The sequence below is a fragment of the Streptomyces sp. NPDC002787 genome, assembly GCF_053592095.1.
Map to the genome: position 1 here is coordinate 200,959 of NZ_JBSFVC010000014.1, position 14,770 is coordinate 215,728.

The following is a 14,770-nucleotide window of genomic DNA, read 5'->3' on the forward strand; positions in this document are numbered from 1 at the left end:
GGGGCACCCGTCCCGGCCCCTCAGCGCCCCCGCAACTCCCCCTTCACCACCTTCCCGCTCGCGTTGCGCGGCAGCTCCGCCACGAAGTCCACCGCCCTCGGCACCTTGTAGTTGGCCATCTCGCGGCGGGACCAGGCGATGAGGTCGTCGGCGGTCACCAGGGACCCCGGGCGGCGTACGACGTAGGCCTTGCCGACCTCGCCGAGGCGGGGGTCCGGGACGCCGATGACGGCGACGTCGGCCACATCGGGGTGCAGGCCCAGCAGTTGCTCGATCTCGGCGGGGTAGGCGTTGAAGCCGCCGACGATGAACATGTCCTTGAGGCGGTCGGTGATCCGCAGATTGCCCTCGGGGCCCAAGACCCCGACATCACCCGTGCGCAGCCAGCCGTCCTCCGTCACCGTCCGCGCGGTCTCGGCGGGATCCTCGAAGTAGCCCCGCATGACGTTGAAGCCCCGGACGAGGACCTCGCCGGGTGAGCCGGCCGGCAGGGCGGCACCCGAGGGGCCGACGACCCGCACCTCCGTCCCGGGGATCGCCCGGCCGGACGTCGACGCGATCACCGACGGCTCGTCCCCGCGCCGGCACATCGTGACGATGCCGGAGGCCTCGGACAGGCCGTACGCCGTCAGGACGGTCTCCACGCGCAGCTCCGCCCGCAGCCGTTCGACCAGTTGGAGCGGGACGACCGCCGCGCCGGTCACCACCAGGCGCAGGGCGCTCAGGTCGTAGTCGTCGCGGGCGGGGTGGTCCAGGAGGGACTGGTGGAGGGTCGGCGGGCCGGGGAGGACGGAAACACGTTCCGCCGCCACGTTGGCCATGGCCGTCTCCACGTTGAACACCGGCTGCGGGATCATCGTCGCGCCCCGCATCAGGCAGGCGATGACGCCCGCCTTGTAGCCGAAGGTGTGGAAGAAGGGGTTCACGATCAGATAGCGGTCGCCCTGCCGGAGCCCGGCCAGCTCGCACCACACCTCGTACGCCCGCAGGGTCTGCGCGTGGGTGATCACCGCACCCTTGGGGCGGCCGGTGGTGCCCGAGGTGAAGACGAGGTCGGAGGGGGAATCGCCGGTCAGCGCCTCGGACCTCGCCCGTACCTCGCCGGCCCTCACCCCGTCGCCGCTCGCCAGGAAGTCCTTCCAGGTGCGGAAGTCGGCGGGGGCGTCGTCCGCGAGGACCACCACCTGTTCCAGGTGCGGCAGTCCGGGCAGCGAGCCCGGCCCCCCGCACACGCCGCCCACCGCTCCTTGTCCCACCGACCCCTGCCCCACCGACCCCTGTCCCGCCGCTCCCTGCCCCGCCGCCCGCCGCAGCGACGCCACGTACGACGTCCCCAGGAACGTCCCGGTGATGAACAGCAGCTTCACCCGGCCGCGCGCCAGCACATCCGCCGCCTCGGTGCCCTTGAAGCGGGTGTTGAGCGGGACGAGGACGGCGCCCGCCGAGACCGCGCCCAGGGCGGCGACGATCCAGTCGAGGGAGTTCGGCGCCCAGATGGCCACCCGGTCGCCGCCCCGGACGCCGTTCGCCACGCACGCCGCCGCCGCGCGCTCCACCCGGGCGCCCAGCTCCGCGTACGACACCCGCGTACGCCCCTCGACAACGGCCTCCACCTCGCCGTACCGCTCGGCGGCCGAGCGGACCAGGCCCGGGATGGTTCCCCACTCCACGTCACCGCGCACCTCCACGTCACCGCGCACAGCAGGCCTCCCGCACCCGAATCCCACTAGCTGACTACCCGTCAGATTAGCTGTACCCTGACGGACTGTCAGCAGTCGGCCACGTGCCGGACAGCCCCTGACCCCATGCCCCGGTGCGGAGGTGTGCCCTCATGGCTCCCATGGCCGTACTCAAGGACGCGACAGCGATCGTCGGCATCGGCCAGACCCCCTTCGCCAAGCAACTAACGGATTCCGAACGGGCGTTGGCGTGCCGTGCGATCCTCTCCGCACTCGACGACGCCGGGATCGCGCCGGACGAGGTCGACGCGCTCGCCTCGTACACGATGGAGGAGACGGACGAGGTCGAGGTGGCCAAGGCGCTCGGCCTCGGGGACCTCACCTTCTTCAGCAAGGTCGGCTACGGCGGCGGTGGTTCGTGCGCCACGGTCGCGCACCTGGCCGCCGCGATCGCGACCGGACAGGCCACGGTCGGGGTCGCCTGGCGCTCGCGCAAACGCGGCTCGGGCCCCCGCCCGTGGAAGAACACCACGGTCCAACTCCCCACGCCCGCCCAGTGGACGCGCCCGTACGGCCTGCTCCGTCCCGCCGACGAGATAGCCATGCTCGCGCGCCGCCACATGCACGAGTACGGCACCACCCGCGACCACCTCTTCAACGTCGCCCTGGCCTGCCGCAACAGGGCGAACCAGAACCCCGCCGCGATCATGTACGACCGCCCGCTGACCCGCGAGATGTACATGAACTCCCGCTGGATCAGCGAGCCCCTCTGCCTCTTCGACAACTGCCTTGAGACGGACGGGGCGTTGGCGTGCGTGGTCGTCTCCGCCGAGCGCGCCCGCGACTGCCGCCGGACCCCCGTCTACGTCCACTCCGCCGCCCAGGGCCTGCCCGCCCAGCACCACGGCATGGTCAACTACTGGAACGACGACCCGCTGACCGGCCCCGCCTGGACCGCCGCCCGCCACCTCTGGAAACACGCGGACCTCACCCCGGACGACATCGACGTGGCCCAGATCTACGACGCGTTCACGGCGTTGATCCCCCTCTCCCTGGAGGGCTACGGCTTCTGCGGCCGGGGCGAGGGCGGCGCGTTCACCGAGGGCGGCGCCCTGGAGACCGGCGGCCGGCTGCCCCTCAACACCTCCGGCGGCGGCCTCAGCGAGGCCTACGTCCACGGCTTCAACCTGATCACCGAGGGCGTACGACAGCTGCGCGGCACGAGCACCGCGCAGGTACCGGGGGCGTCGAGCTGTCTGGTGACGGCGGGCGAAGGGGTACCGACCTCCGCCCTGCTACTGAGGAACTGAACAAGTCGCGCCAAAGGATGGGGAGTTGAGGAGATGCTGACACCGGTCGTGGACGACGACGGCGCCCCCTTCTGGGAGTACGCCGCCCAGGGCGAACTACGCGTCCAGGCCTGCGCCGACTGCGGCGAACTCCGCTTCCCGCCCCGCCCCTGCTGTCCCCACTGCCGGTCCTTCGCCACCGAGTGGCGCCAGGTCAGCGGCCGGGGCCGCATCTGGTCGTACGTCCTCCCACACCCCCCGCTCCTCCCCGACTACGCCGAGCAGGCCCCGTACAACGTCGTCCTCGTCGAACTGACCGACGCCCCCCGCATCCGCCTCGTCGGCAACCTGGTGAGCGAGCCGGGCGCCCGCCTCGACTCGGTCCCGGTCGAGCGCCTCCGCATCGGCGCGCGGGTCCAGGTGGTCTTCACCGACGCCGGCCTGCCCCAATGGGTACTGGAGCGGCCGTGACCCTGCGCACGGCGACGGACAAGGACACGGGCGTGGCGGTCCTGACCCTGGACCGCCCGGAGAAACTGAACGCGATCGACCTGACGACGGCGGATCAACTCACCGGGACGTGGCGTGAGTTGAGGTTCGACGACACGGTACGTGCCGTCGTGGTGACCGGCGCCGGAGGCCGCGCCTTCTGCACGGGCCTCGACCGGGACGCGGTGACGGCCGTACCGCAGCCGAACTCCCCGTACACGATCGAGGACCCCCTCCTCAGGATCGGCCCGAAATCCAACGACCTCTGGAAACCGGTGATCGCGGCCGTGAACGGCATGGCGTGCGGCGGCGCCTTCTACCTCCTCGGCGAGTCCGACTTCCTCGTCGCCGACCCCTCCGCCACCTTCTTCGACCCGCACACCACCTACGGCATGGTCAGCGCCTTCGAGTCGATTTTGATGGCCCAGCGGATGCCGTACGGGGAGGCCGCGCGGATGGCGTTGATGGGCACCGCCGAGCGGATGTCGGCGCGCCGGGCGTACGAGGTGGGCCTGGTGTCGGAGGTGACGGACCCCGGCGAGTCCGTCGCCGCGGCCGTGCGGTGCGCCGAGGTGATCGCCGGGTATCCGCCGGAGGCCGTCCAGGGCACGGTCCGGGCCTGCTGGGCGGCCCGGGAAGCGGCGAGGGCGCACGCCCTGGCGTTCGCCCCGCATCTGGTGTCGCTGGGCAACCTGCCGGGTGAACGGCAGGCGGAGTTGTTCGCCGCGCGGCGCCCGGGTGGGTTCCGGATGCGATAACGGTCAGTCGGCCTGCGGAGCCGACTCCTCGACCGAGCAGTGGTCGACCAGCTTCGCCCGGTCGTCGTCACCGACCTCGATCCGCACGGTCACCGTGTCCTGCGCGGGCACGGTGACCCGCTCGACCTTGCCGAGGGACATCCGGCCCTTCGCGTCCTCGAACATCACGGTGACGTTGAAGGCGCCCTCGGTGGTGTTGCGGTTCCACACCTTGACCGTCGCGTACGGGGCCTTCGCCGTAGCGCAGCGGATCAGCTCCGCCTGCGCGTCCTCCAGCGTCTCCTCGGTTTCCTGGGGCTGGCCGGTGGTGTCGTCGTACGAGTCGTCATAGCCGTCGTCGTACGGGTCGTCATAGCCGTCGCCGTAATCGTCGTAGTCGTCGTCGCTCTTGCCGAGACCGGACGTGCCGCCCGAGGACGAGGACGAGGACGTGTCGTGGTCCTGAGACGAGGAGCTGCAGCCGCCGCCGCTGCCGCCGTCACTGGAACCGCCGCCCCCGCTGGAACCGCGTCCCGTCGAGAACCCGGTCAGCGCGAGGACGACGATCACCGCCATCGACGCGAACCTCAGTCCGCGTGTCCCTGTCTGTCCGCGCATCAACGGCCTCCTCACTCGGCGGTCCGCGACAGCTTGGTCAGCTTGCAGGTGCCGCCACTTCCCGCGAAGGCGGTGTCGTCCACCGAGCCCTCGACGACCTTGACGGTGAGGACGTCGGAGGAACCCGCGGGCACGGACCGGATGACGCCACCGTCGGTGGTGGCGACGTGTTTGCCGTCCGCGTCCGTGAACTCGACCTCGAACTTGTAGGTGTACGTGCTGGTCGAGCTGCTGTTGGTGGCACGGACGCGGGCGACGAGGCCGTTGTCGTACTCGCACGTCTCGATCTTCAGGTCCCTGGCGGCACCCTTGGAGCTGGACGACCCGCCCGTCCCCGTGGTGGTGCTCCCGCCCGTGGTGGTCGTGCTGCTGCTGTCGCTGCCACCGCTGGAGCTGGAGGAACTGCTGGACGAGGAACTTCCGCCGGAGCATCCGCCGCCGCCGGAACCACGGGCCCCGGTGAGCGCGAAGACGGCGATACCGAAGACCGCGACGGCCCGGACATGACGAGACTGCACTTGCTCAACCCCCGTTGAGTAGCGTCGATTTGGTGTCGCACCCGCAAACCGGATCACTTCCGCTGACAGGCGCACGTCACCCTAACAGCGCCGCGTGGCCCGGTCGCGCCAAGTCCGTCACCGCTGTGGAACGGTTGCTCAGTCGAGACAGAACTCGTTGCCCTCGATGTCCTGCATCAGGATGCACGACTCGTTGTCCTCATCGGCGAGCAGCGTTCGTACGTGGACCGCGCCGAGCGCGACCAGTCGTGCGCATTCGGCCTCCAGGGTGGCGAGGCGCTCTTCACCCACGAGTCCCGTGCCGGCCCGCACGTCGAGGTGCACCCGGTTCTTGACGACCTTCCCTTCGGGAACGCGCTGGAAGAGCAGGCGCGGGCCCACACCCGAGGGATCACTGCACGCGAAGTAGACGACCTGCTTCTCGGGAGGCAGCGAGCGATGGTGCTCCTCCCAAGTGGCGAAACCCTCCGGGACCGGCGGTACGACGTACCCCAACACCTCGCACCAGAAGCCGGCGAGGCGCGCGGGTTCGGCGCAGTCGAAGGTGACCTGGAACTGCTTGATCGATGACATCGGCGCACCATAACCGAACGCGCCGTCCTTGGCCTCATCAAAAAAGCACGGGGCCGCAGCCCCTGCTTTTCAGGGGCCGCGGGGAACTGCGCGAGAAGCCCCACGAACCCGCACCCGCCCACGCACCCAGGGCACCCGAGGCACCCGACCCCTAGCGCGCCCTAGGGCGTCCGCGCCGTCCCCGTCCCCTTCTCCGCGTCGAGCGCGTACACGCACCGGTCCTTGCTGCACGCGTACACGACACCGTCCTTGACCACGGGCGAGCCGGTGATCTCCCCGCCCGTCGCGAGCTTCCACCGCAACCGGCCGTCGTCCGCCTTCAGCGTGTACAGCAGGTGGTCCGTCGAGCCGAAGTGGATCCGGCCCTCCGCCACCGACGGCGCCCCCACGATCTCCCCGCCCGCCTGGAACCGCCACTTCGGCGTCCCCGTGACCGCGTCGAGGGTGTACAGCCCCTTGCCGCTGCCGACATGGACGTGCCCGGCGGCGACGAGCACCGGCTCCAGGGAGGAGCGGGACTCCGTCGCGATCCTCCACCGGTCCCGCCCGTCCGTCGCGTCGAGGGCGTACACCGTGCCGAGGTAGTCGGCGAGGTACACCCCGCCGCCCGTCACCGCCGGCCCCGGCGCGAACGTCGGCGCGGACAGGAACACCGCCGGCGCCTCGAAGTGCCAGCGGACGTGGCCGCTCGCGATGTCGACGGCGAGGACGCGGCTGCCGGCGGCGACATACACATAGCCGTCCGAGGCCGGGGTGAGCCGTACCGGGACCCCGCCGCAGGACGCCGCGTCCCCGATGGGGTACGACCAGCGCTCGTCACCCGTACGGGCCTCCAGCGCGCGCAGCCGGGCGTCCTTCCAGACGTAGACCGTGCCGTCCTGGACGACCGTGCCCGCCTCGGGGGACTCGAAGTCGGTCTGGGCGCCGGTCAGCTCCCACAGTTTCTGCCCGTTGGAGGCCTCCCAGCCCTGGACGCCGCCGCCCCGGGTCGCGGTGACCACCGTGCCCCGGTCGGCCTTGAGGGAGTACACCCAGGCGTCCGTGGACAGCCGCCACAGGTCGCCGCCCTCGCGTGCGTCGAGCGCGAAGAGGGTCGGGCCGTCGGAGGCGTGGATACGGCCGTCCGCGACCGCCATCGACCAGGCGACGTCCCGGGTCTTGAAGCGGCGCCGGCCGGTGGCCACGTCCAGGGCGTGCACCTCGAAGGAGGTGACGTAGACGAGGTCGTCGGCGACGGACGGGGTGCCCCAGACGTCGTTCGACATGCGGAAACGCCAGGGGCGCCAGCCGGAGGCGGCCGGTTCGGGAACGGCGGGCGGGGCGGTCACGGAGGGCGCGGGGTCGGCGCCGTTCACGCCGGCGCGCGGCCGGGACCAGGAGGCGGCGAGGCCTGCCTCCGGAGGGGGCGCCTTCACGGCGGCGGCGCGGGCGTCGGCGACGCGCGGCCCGGGCCCGATGGGCACCTGGCCGCCGGCCAGCCGTACCGGCCCGGTGTCGGGGGCGCCGAGCGAGACGGGGGACACGGGCGCGGGGTCGTACGAGGGCGGGGGCGGCGGTACGGGGGCCGGCGGGCGCCCACCGCCCGCTCCGGCACCGTTACCGCCGCCGCTGCGCCCGCCGGAGGTCTGCTGCGGCTTGGGCGCCGGGCGTCCGCCCCGGCGCGTCTCGATCAGGCTCACCGCCTTCTCCGGCAGCCACGCCGACGCCGTACCGCTGTCGTCCGAGCCGGAACCGAAGAGGTGGGGGGCGAGCTGGGCCTGGAGGTCGGCGGGGTTGGGGCGGGCCGTCGGGTCCATCTGCATACAGGACTCGATGAGGGGGCGCAGATCGTCCGGGAGGCCGGAGAGGTCGGGGCCCTCGCGCAGCAGCATGAAGACGGTCTCGACGGGGTTGGCCCCGTGGAACGGCGCGTGCCCGGTGGCGGCGAACACGAGCATCGAACCGAGCGAGAAGACATCGCTCGCGCCGGTGACGCTGCGCGAGTCCTTCGCCTGCTCGGGCGACATGTAGGCGGGCGTACCGACGGCTACGTTCGTCATCGTCAAACGCGTGTTCGAGACGCCGGACGCGATGCCGAAGTCGATCACACGCGGACCGTCCTCGACGACGAGCACGTTGGAGGGCTTCAGGTCGCGGTGGACGAGTCCGGCGCCGTGGATGGACTGGAGCGCCTCGGCCACACCCGCCGCCAGCCAGCGCACCGCCTGGACCGGCATCGGACCGCAGTCATTCACTATCTCCTCGAGCGAGGGCGCGGGGACGTACGCGGTCGCCAGCCACGGCACGGCGGCGCGCGGGTCGGCGTCGACCACGGCGGCCGTGTAGAAACCGGACACCGCGCGGGCCGCCTCGACCTCACGCGTGAAACGCACCCGGAAGAGCTGGTCCTCGGCCAGCTCCGTCCGCACGGTCTTGATCGCCACGCGCCGACCCGACGCCGAGCGCGCCAGATAGACCAGCCCCATACCGCCGGCACCCAGCCGTCCCAGCACCTCGAACGGCCCGATCCGCCGCGGATCGTGCTGCGTCAGCTGATCCACCACTTGCCCTGCCACCTCCCCGTACGGACCGCGTCACCCACGTTGTGCGCGCGACCCCGTGCAGCGTCTCACCACCGCACCGCCATGGCGGCACGCACCCCGATTCTTCCTGCTACCGGGGGCAGGTTGCTAACCCGGGAGCGGATCGGGGTGTCTCAGGACAAAACCACGTTGTCCGCCTCCCGGGAAGCGGGAGCTCGGATGGTGGGACAGCGCGGCGAGCGGCGTACCACCGGCGCACAACCCCCTATGTCTGCCCACCCGGCGGCCTCGGCACCCCCGTCACCCCGGAGGGCCGGCCCTCACCCCCGCGCCGGTCGGCTGCCCTCTTCTCGCTGGTCAGCCGTCGTCCTCGGCCCGGCCGGCCCGTGTCCACCCGCCCGTCAGGCCTCGTCCTCGCGCTGGTCGTCCCCCTGTTGCCGCAGCTCGTCCGGGCGCTGCTCCGCCTGATCCGCCTCCCGCGAGGGCTCCCGCCAGCCGTTTCCGTCCCTCCGCTGGAGCAGCGCGAACGACGCGCCTTGATTGTCCGTGACGACCGCCACATTTCCGTACGACGTGTCGAAGGGTGGCACCTGGACGCGGCCGCCGAGCCGGGTGACGGTCGCGAGCGCGGCCTCGCAGTCCTCCGTGCCGAAGTGGACCAGGAAGTGCGGCGGCATCTCCACCGGGAAGACGTCCGTGAGCGTGGCCCGGCCGAAGTCCGGGGCCGCGTCCGGGCCGAAGAGCGCGTCGTGGAAGAGGTCGGCGTAGAAGGAGTTGGCCGCCTCGGTGTCCCGGGTGTACAGCTCGGCCCAGGTGAAGGTGCCGGGTTCGTGGCGGAGCCCGAAGCCGTGGTGCGTACCGGCCTGCCACAGGCCGAAGACGGCGCCCTCGGGGTCGGTGGCGAGCGCGGCCGTGCCGAGTGTGCCGACCGGGGTCGGCGGGGTGATCACCTGCCCGCCGGCCGCGGTGATCCGGGCGGCGAGGGCGAAGGCGTCCGGGGTCGCGAAGTGGACGGTCCAGACAGTGGGGAGCCGGCCGTCGGGCTTGGGGGCGAGGGCGGCGAGCGGGGTGGAGGTACCCGCCGGGTACGCCCACACTTCGTGGGCGCCGTCTCCGGGGGCCACCTTGAAGGTCCACCCGAAGAGTTCGCCGTAGAACCGCTTGCCCGCCTCCACGTCGGGCAGCTGGGCGTCCACCCAGCAGGGAACGCCCTCGGGGTACGGGACGCTTCCCGCCCCGGCGGCGACTCCCGTCTCATCGGCCATAGGCCCAAACTAACGGCGCCTCACGCGGGGCGCGCGCCAGAGGGGCCCGGGCGCCTGAGAGCGCGGGGGTGCATGTGAGTGGGCGGGTGCCGGTGAGTGGGCGGGTGCCGGTGAGTGGGCGGGTGCCGGTGAGTGGGCGGGTGCGGGTGAGTGGGGGTTGCTCGCGCAGTTCCCCGCGCCCCTGAAAAGCAGGGGCTGCGCCCCAAGCTTTTCAACCCGCAGGGCCGTTGTCTCCAGGCCCGCAGGGCCTGGTTTTTTAGGGGCGCGGGGAACTGCGCGAGAAGCCCCACGAACCCGCACCCGAACAACGCACCCCGTCGGGGTCGAAGGGGCAGCGCCCCTGGGGGATGGGACGGGTAGGGGCGGCGGGGGCGAAAGAAACCCGCCAACGCACCCCGCACTCACCCCACGAACCCCTTGGTGAGGCCATTGCTCCCCATTTGCAGTCGGCCGAATCGCGCTCCGATCACCCCTCGGTAAGCTGACGGCATGACAGGACAAGTGCGTACCGTCGACGGCCGCGTGGCCGGCCGACGAGGGCAGGCGACCCGGCAGAAGCTGCTCGACTGCCTCAGCGAGATGCTCAGCTCGTCGCCCTACCGGGACGTCAAAGTCATTGATGTCGCCCGGAAGGCGGGGACTTCACCCGCCACCTTCTACCAGTACTTCCCGGACGTCGAAGGCGCCGTCCTGGAGATCGCCGAGCAAATGGCCACCGAGGGCGCCACGTTGACGCGCCTCCTGGAGGGCCGCTCCTGGGTCGGCAAGGCCGGCTGGCAGACCGCCCAGGAACTCGTCGACGGTTTCCTGGAGTTCTGGCGCAAGAACGACGCCATCCTGCGCGTCGTCGACCTGGGCGCCGCCGAGGGCGACAAACGTTTCTACAAGATCCGGATGAAGATCCTGAACTCGGTCACCAACTCCCTCTCGAATACGGTCGCCGAGCTGCAGGCCAAGGGCCGGGTCGACAAGGACGTCAACCCCGGCGCCCTCGCCGGGTCCCTGGTCGCCATGCTCGCCTCGGTCTCCTCGCACCAGAAGGGCTTCCAGACCTGGGGCGTCAAGCAGGCCGAACTGAAGCCGAACCTGGCCCTGTTGGTCCACCTTGGCATCACCGGCAAGAAGCCCACGAGGTAGCCACGAGCGGGAGCGGCCCCGGGCCGGCCCGCCCCCCGGACGCGAATCCTGTCAAGCGGGCGGCACCCTGTAACGGGGCGTGCCGCCGGTCGCGTTCAGGGGCCGGGGTGACTTCGAGGAACCGAAGAGACTGAGGGGGCCGGAAAGCCCCGAGGGGCCGGGGCGACGTGAGACCGCCACGGCGGCCGGAAGGCCATCAGCGCCGTACGATCCGGAACACCCGTATCTCGCGGTCCACCCGGGCCTGATACGTCGAGTACGGCGGCCAGAACCGCAGCAACTCCTTCCAGACGACCGCCCGTTCCTCCCCCCGCAGCAGATGCGCGGTCACCGGGATGTCCTCGCCCTTCCAGCTGATCTCGGCGTCGGGGTGGGCCAGCAGGTTGGCGCTCCAGGCGGGATGGCCGGGTCGGCCGAAGTTGGACCCGACGAGAACCCAACTGCCGCCCTCCCGCTCCGGCATACAGGCCAGCGGCGTACGACGCGGCACCCCGCTCCGCGCGCCGGTCGCGGTCAGGACGACGCCGGGCAGCAGCTGCGCGCTGAGCAGCACCCTGCCCCGCGTGACCCGGTGCACGGCCCGGTCCAGCGCGGGTATGACGTGCGGCGCGACCCGGGCGAACGCCGGGGCCGAGGACACCTTCTGCACCAGCCGCACGCCCATGCCCTTCATCCCCTCCGCACTCTTCGAAGCCATCAGCCCCGCACCTCCTCGCGTACGTCCCGCACATCCCGCACATCCCGCGCATCCCGTACGTTCTGTACATCACGTAAACCATGTATATCCCGTACGCCTTGTACACCCCGTACGCCCCGTACGCCCCGCCCGTCGCCCGCGAAGACCCCCGCCGAGTCGGCCGCCCACGCCCGCAGCCGGTGCACCGGTCCGAAGAGCAGCTCGTCGCCGGCGGCCCGCTTGAAGTACAGCTGCGCCTCGTGTTCCCAGGTGAACCCGATCCCCCCGTGCAGCTGGATCCCCTCCCCGGCGGCGGCCCGCAACGCCTCCAGTGCCTGGGCGAGCGCCAGGCCGCCGACCCGCTCCCCGCGCTCTCCCCGGTGCCCGGCGGCAGCAGCCGCCCAGGCCGCGTAGTACGCCGCCGACCGGGCCGCCCGCACCCCCACATACACATCCGCGAGCCGGTGCTTCACCGCCTGGAACGACCCGATCGGCCGCCCGAACTGCTCCCGCTGCCGCACATACGCGACGGTCCGCTCCAACGCCCGGTCGGCGGCCCCCACGGCCTCGGCGGCGAGTACGGCGGCGGCCGCGTCCCCGACGTCGGCGAGGGCCGCCGGCACATCGGCCTCGTCATCGGCGCCCAGCAACTCCGCTGCCACATCCCGTAGTTCGAGCCGCGCCATCGACCGCGTCTCGTCGACGGAGGTCTGCCGCACCCGCACGAGCCCCGGGCCCGTGCCCCTCTCCTGGGCCTCCGCCCGTACGAGGAACAGCAGCGTCCGCGAGCGAGCGAACCCCCCGGCGTGCGCGGCCACGACCAGCATGCCGGCGCTGTGCCCGTCGAGGACCTGCACGACCTCTCCGTAGAGCCGCCAGCCGTCCCCAACGCGTCGCGCCTGGACCCCGCCGGCCCGGCCGCCGCCGGCCCACTCGCCCCCGTTGGAGCCGGTCAGCGCCAGCGCGGTGGTGAGGGCCGGGCCCGGTACGGCGAGGGCGGCGGTGAGGCGCCCGGAGGCGAGGCGGGGCAGCAGCTCGGCGCGCTGCCGCTCGGTACCGAGGGCGAGGATCAGGGGGGCGACGAGGACGGAGGTGGCCAGTACCGGCGAGGGAGCCAGTACGCGCCCCAACTCCTCTACTCCCAAGGCTAGTTCTGTCATCGAGCAGCCGACGCCGCCGCACCCCTCGGGGAGGGCGAGCCCCGGCAGCCCGAGCTGGTCGGAGAGGGCGGCCCACAGCGTGCCGTCGTACCCCTCCCCCGTCCGCACGGCCGTCCGGACCTCCTCCGGACCACAGCGCTTGAGCAGCAACTCCCGTACCGTGCGCCGGATTTCCTCCTGCTCGGGTGTGAAGCGGGCATCCATGGGCGGCCCCCCTTCTTCTCCCTCGACCACCTGCCTGGCCACTGACATGATCTGACCACTGACATGATCTGACGGGTCGTCATATTAGAGCGGGAGGCGACCGAAGCACAGGGCCCCACCCCTCCAGATCTGATGTACCGTCAGATTTATGACTCCTGTGCCTGTCGCACCCGGTACCGGTCGCCGTCATGACGCGGCCTCTCGTGGCGGCGGCCGGAAGGTCGCGATCGTGGGGGCCGCGCTGTCCGAGTGCGGCCGGGTGGACGACGCGACCCCGTACGCGCTCCACGCGCAGGCCGCCCGGCGGGCGCTCACCGACGCGGGGCTGGAGCGCACGGCCATCGACGGACTGGCGTCGGCCGGCCTGGGGACGCTGGCGCCGGTGGAGGTGGCGGAGTACCTGGGCCTGCGGCCCACCTGGGTGGACTCCACGTCCGTCGGGGGTTCGACCTGGGAGGTCATGGCGGCGCACGCGGCGGACGCGATCGCCGCCGGGCACGCGAACGTCGTCCTCCTCGTCTACGGCTCCACGGCCCGCGCGGACATCAAGGCCGGCCGCCGCACCGGCAACCTCTCCTTCGGGGCTCGCGGCCCCCTCCAGTTCGAGGTCCCCTACGGGCACACCCTGATCGCCAAGTACGCCATGGCCGCGCGCCGCCATATGCACGAGTACGGCACGACCCTGGAACAGCTGGCCTCCGTCGCCGTACAGGCCCGGGTGAACGCGGCCGCCAACCCCGGGGCGATGTTCCGCACGCCGATCACCGTCGACGACGTCCTTTCCTCCCCTCCCATCGCCGACCCGTTCACCAAGCTCCACTGCTGCATACGCTCCGACGGGGGTGCGGCGATCCTGCTGGCCGCCGAGGAGTACGTACGGGACTGCCGTCCGACGACCCCCGTCTGGATCCTCGGCACCGGCGAACACACCTCCCACACCACCATGTCCGAGTGGCCCGACTTCACGGTCTCCCCGGCGGCGGTCAGCGGCCGCCTGGCCTTCGAACGCGCCGGAGTGCGCCCCGCCGAGATCGACTTCGCGGAGATCTACGACGCCTTCACGTACATGACCCTGGTGACCCTGGAGGACCTCGGCTTCTGCGCGAAGGGCGAAGGCGGCGCCTTCGTCGAGAAGAACCGCCTGACCCTCACCGGCGACCTCCCCGTCAACACCGACGGCGGCGGCCTCTCCGCCCAGCACCCCGGCATGCGCGGCCTTTTCCTCCTCGTCGAGGCCGTACGCCAACTGCGCGGCGAGGCCGGCGACCGCCAGATCCGAGCCGCCGACGGCCACCTGCCCCGCCTGGCGGTCGCCTCGGGCACGGGCGGCTGGTTCTGCTCCTCGGGAACGGTGGTGCTGGGACGGGGATGAGACCGTCTCCGGCGGAATAGGACGTGGCGCCGGCTGGCTGAACCGATCGAATGGCAGACGAAGGCGTCCCCATCGAGCGGTTCCGGAGGAAGTCACATGGCACTGTCCCGCAAGGAGCGCGAGGAGTTTCTGGCCGAGGCGCATGTGGCCGCGTTGGCGGTGGCGGCCGGGGAGGGAAGGGCGCCGTTGACGGTGCCGATCTGGTACCAGTACGAACCCGGCGGCGAGGTCTGGGTGATGACCGGGCTGGACACCCGCAAGAACCGACTGATCCAGGCGGCCGGCCGCTTCTCGCTGATGGTCGACCGTCTCGAACCCACCATCCGTTACGTCTCCGTCGAGGGCCCCGTCACCGGCACGACCCCCGCCACCCCCGACCACCTGCGCGAGATCTCGTCCCGCTACCTCCCGGCCGAAAAGGTGGACGGCTACATGGACTTCGCCAGCAAGAACCACGGCGAACAGGTCGTCATCCACATGCGCCCCGAACACTGGCTCTCGTCCGACCTGGGCACGGTGTGACAATCGGGG

Annotated in this window: 14 protein-coding genes; 6 read left to right on the plus strand and 8 right to left on the minus strand. The window is 71.7% G+C overall.

What is annotated here, in order from left to right; genetic code table 11:
• Positions 1–20 precede the first annotated feature (20 nt).
• A complete protein-coding gene (locus ACWD26_RS21270; protein ID WP_451272236.1) occupies positions 21–1,700 on the minus strand; it encodes a fatty acid--CoA ligase family protein in 1,680 nt (559 codons plus the stop codon).
• A gap of 140 nt (positions 1,701–1,840) precedes the next feature.
• On the opposite strand from ACWD26_RS21270, the gene ACWD26_RS21275 reads away from it, so the two are divergent.
• Genes ACWD26_RS21275 through ACWD26_RS21285 form a run of 3 tightly spaced genes read left to right on the plus strand, consistent with a single transcriptional unit; the run spans position 1,841 to position 4,215 of the window.
• Positions 1,841–2,989, plus strand: a complete 1,149-nt coding sequence (locus ACWD26_RS21275) for a lipid-transfer protein (protein WP_451272346.1) — start codon at positions 1,841–1,843, stop codon at positions 2,987–2,989.
• A gap of 33 nt (positions 2,990–3,022) precedes the next feature.
• Positions 3,023–3,439, plus strand: a complete 417-nt coding sequence (locus ACWD26_RS21280; RefSeq protein WP_451272238.1) for a Zn-ribbon domain-containing OB-fold protein — start codon at positions 3,023–3,025, stop codon at positions 3,437–3,439.
• On the plus strand, positions 3,436–4,215 hold the full coding sequence (locus ACWD26_RS21285; protein WP_451272240.1) for an enoyl-CoA hydratase/isomerase family protein: 780 nt from the start codon (positions 3,436–3,438) through the stop codon (positions 4,213–4,215). Before ACWD26_RS21280 ends, ACWD26_RS21285 begins: the two co-directional genes overlap by 4 nt.
• Positions 4,216–4,218: 3 nt before the next feature.
• On the opposite strand, the gene ACWD26_RS21290 is transcribed toward ACWD26_RS21285, so the two are convergent.
• From ACWD26_RS21290 to ACWD26_RS21310, 5 genes are all read right to left on the minus strand, one after another.
• Positions 4,219–4,812: a hypothetical protein gene (locus ACWD26_RS21290; protein WP_451272241.1), complete on the minus strand. Its 594-nt coding sequence runs from the start codon at positions 4,810–4,812 to the stop codon at positions 4,219–4,221.
• 11 nt (positions 4,813–4,823) lie between these two features.
• Positions 4,824–5,330, minus strand: coding sequence for a hypothetical protein (locus tag ACWD26_RS21295; RefSeq protein WP_451272243.1), 507 nt, complete (start codon positions 5,328–5,330; stop codon positions 4,824–4,826).
• Positions 5,331–5,468: 138 nt separating this feature from the next.
• Entirely contained in the window at positions 5,469–5,903 is a 435-nt protein-coding gene (locus ACWD26_RS21300) for a VOC family protein (protein ID WP_451272245.1), read from the minus strand.
• Positions 5,904–6,064: 161 nt separating this feature from the next.
• On the minus strand, positions 6,065–8,446 hold the full coding sequence (locus ACWD26_RS21305; protein ID WP_451272247.1) for an outer membrane protein assembly factor BamB family protein: 2,382 nt from the start codon (positions 8,444–8,446) through the stop codon (positions 6,065–6,067).
• Positions 8,447–8,826: 380 nt separating this feature from the next.
• On the minus strand, positions 8,827–9,690 hold the full coding sequence (locus ACWD26_RS21310) for a VOC family protein (RefSeq protein WP_451272249.1): 864 nt from the start codon (positions 9,688–9,690) through the stop codon (positions 8,827–8,829).
• A 489-nt stretch (positions 9,691–10,179) separates the two neighbouring features.
• Here ACWD26_RS21310 and ACWD26_RS21315 point away from each other — a divergent pair, with 489 nt between their 5' ends.
• Complete coding sequence (locus ACWD26_RS21315; protein ID WP_451272251.1) at positions 10,180–10,827, plus strand: TetR family transcriptional regulator; 648 nt, start codon at positions 10,180–10,182, stop codon at positions 10,825–10,827.
• A gap of 196 nt (positions 10,828–11,023) precedes the next feature.
• Here the strand turns inward: ACWD26_RS21315 and ACWD26_RS21320 are convergent, their stop codons facing one another.
• Together ACWD26_RS21320 and ACWD26_RS21325 are read right to left on the minus strand one after the other, a co-directional pair.
• Complete coding sequence (locus ACWD26_RS21320) at positions 11,024–11,524, minus strand: nitroreductase/quinone reductase family protein (protein WP_451272253.1); 501 nt, start codon at positions 11,522–11,524, stop codon at positions 11,024–11,026.
• Positions 11,524–12,867, minus strand: coding sequence for an acyl-CoA dehydrogenase family protein (locus ACWD26_RS21325; RefSeq protein ID WP_451272255.1), 1,344 nt, complete (start codon positions 12,865–12,867; stop codon positions 11,524–11,526). The genes ACWD26_RS21320 and ACWD26_RS21325 overlap by 1 nt, the downstream gene beginning before the upstream one ends.
• A 148-nt stretch (positions 12,868–13,015) precedes the next feature.
• On the opposite strand from ACWD26_RS21325, the gene ACWD26_RS21330 reads away from it, so the two are divergent.
• Entirely contained in the window at positions 13,016–14,239 is a 1,224-nt protein-coding gene (locus ACWD26_RS21330) for a thiolase C-terminal domain-containing protein (RefSeq protein ID WP_451272257.1), read from the plus strand.
• Between the two features lie 96 nt (positions 14,240–14,335).
• Entirely contained in the window at positions 14,336–14,761 is a 426-nt protein-coding gene (locus ACWD26_RS21335) for a pyridoxamine 5'-phosphate oxidase family protein (protein ID WP_451272259.1), read from the plus strand.
• The last annotated feature ends 9 nt before the right edge of the window (positions 14,762–14,770 follow it).

Coding starts and splice junctions, on each gene's coding strand:
- ACWD26_RS21275 (WP_451272346.1), top strand. CDS start 1,841: ATGGCCGTACTCAAGGACGCGACAGCGATCGTCGGCATCGGCCAGACC.
- ACWD26_RS21280 (WP_451272238.1), top strand. CDS start 3,023: ATGCTGACACCGGTCGTGGACGACGACGGCGCCCCCTTCTGGGAGTAC.
- ACWD26_RS21290 (WP_451272241.1), bottom strand. CDS start 4,812: ATGCGCGGACAGACAGGGACACGCGGACTGAGGTTCGCGTCGATGGCG.
- ACWD26_RS21300 (WP_451272245.1), bottom strand. CDS start 5,903: ATGTCATCGATCAAGCAGTTCCAGGTCACCTTCGACTGCGCCGAACCC.
- ACWD26_RS21310 (WP_451272249.1), bottom strand. CDS start 9,690: ATGGCCGATGAGACGGGAGTCGCCGCCGGGGCGGGAAGCGTCCCGTAC.
- ACWD26_RS21315 (WP_451272251.1), top strand. CDS start 10,180: ATGACAGGACAAGTGCGTACCGTCGACGGCCGCGTGGCCGGCCGACGA.
- ACWD26_RS21320 (WP_451272253.1), bottom strand. CDS start 11,524: ATGGCTTCGAAGAGTGCGGAGGGGATGAAGGGCATGGGCGTGCGGCTG.
- ACWD26_RS21325 (WP_451272255.1), bottom strand. CDS start 12,867: ATGGATGCCCGCTTCACACCCGAGCAGGAGGAAATCCGGCGCACGGTA.
- ACWD26_RS21330 (WP_451272257.1), top strand. CDS start 13,016: ATGACTCCTGTGCCTGTCGCACCCGGTACCGGTCGCCGTCATGACGCG.
- ACWD26_RS21335 (WP_451272259.1), top strand. CDS start 14,336: ATGGCACTGTCCCGCAAGGAGCGCGAGGAGTTTCTGGCCGAGGCGCAT.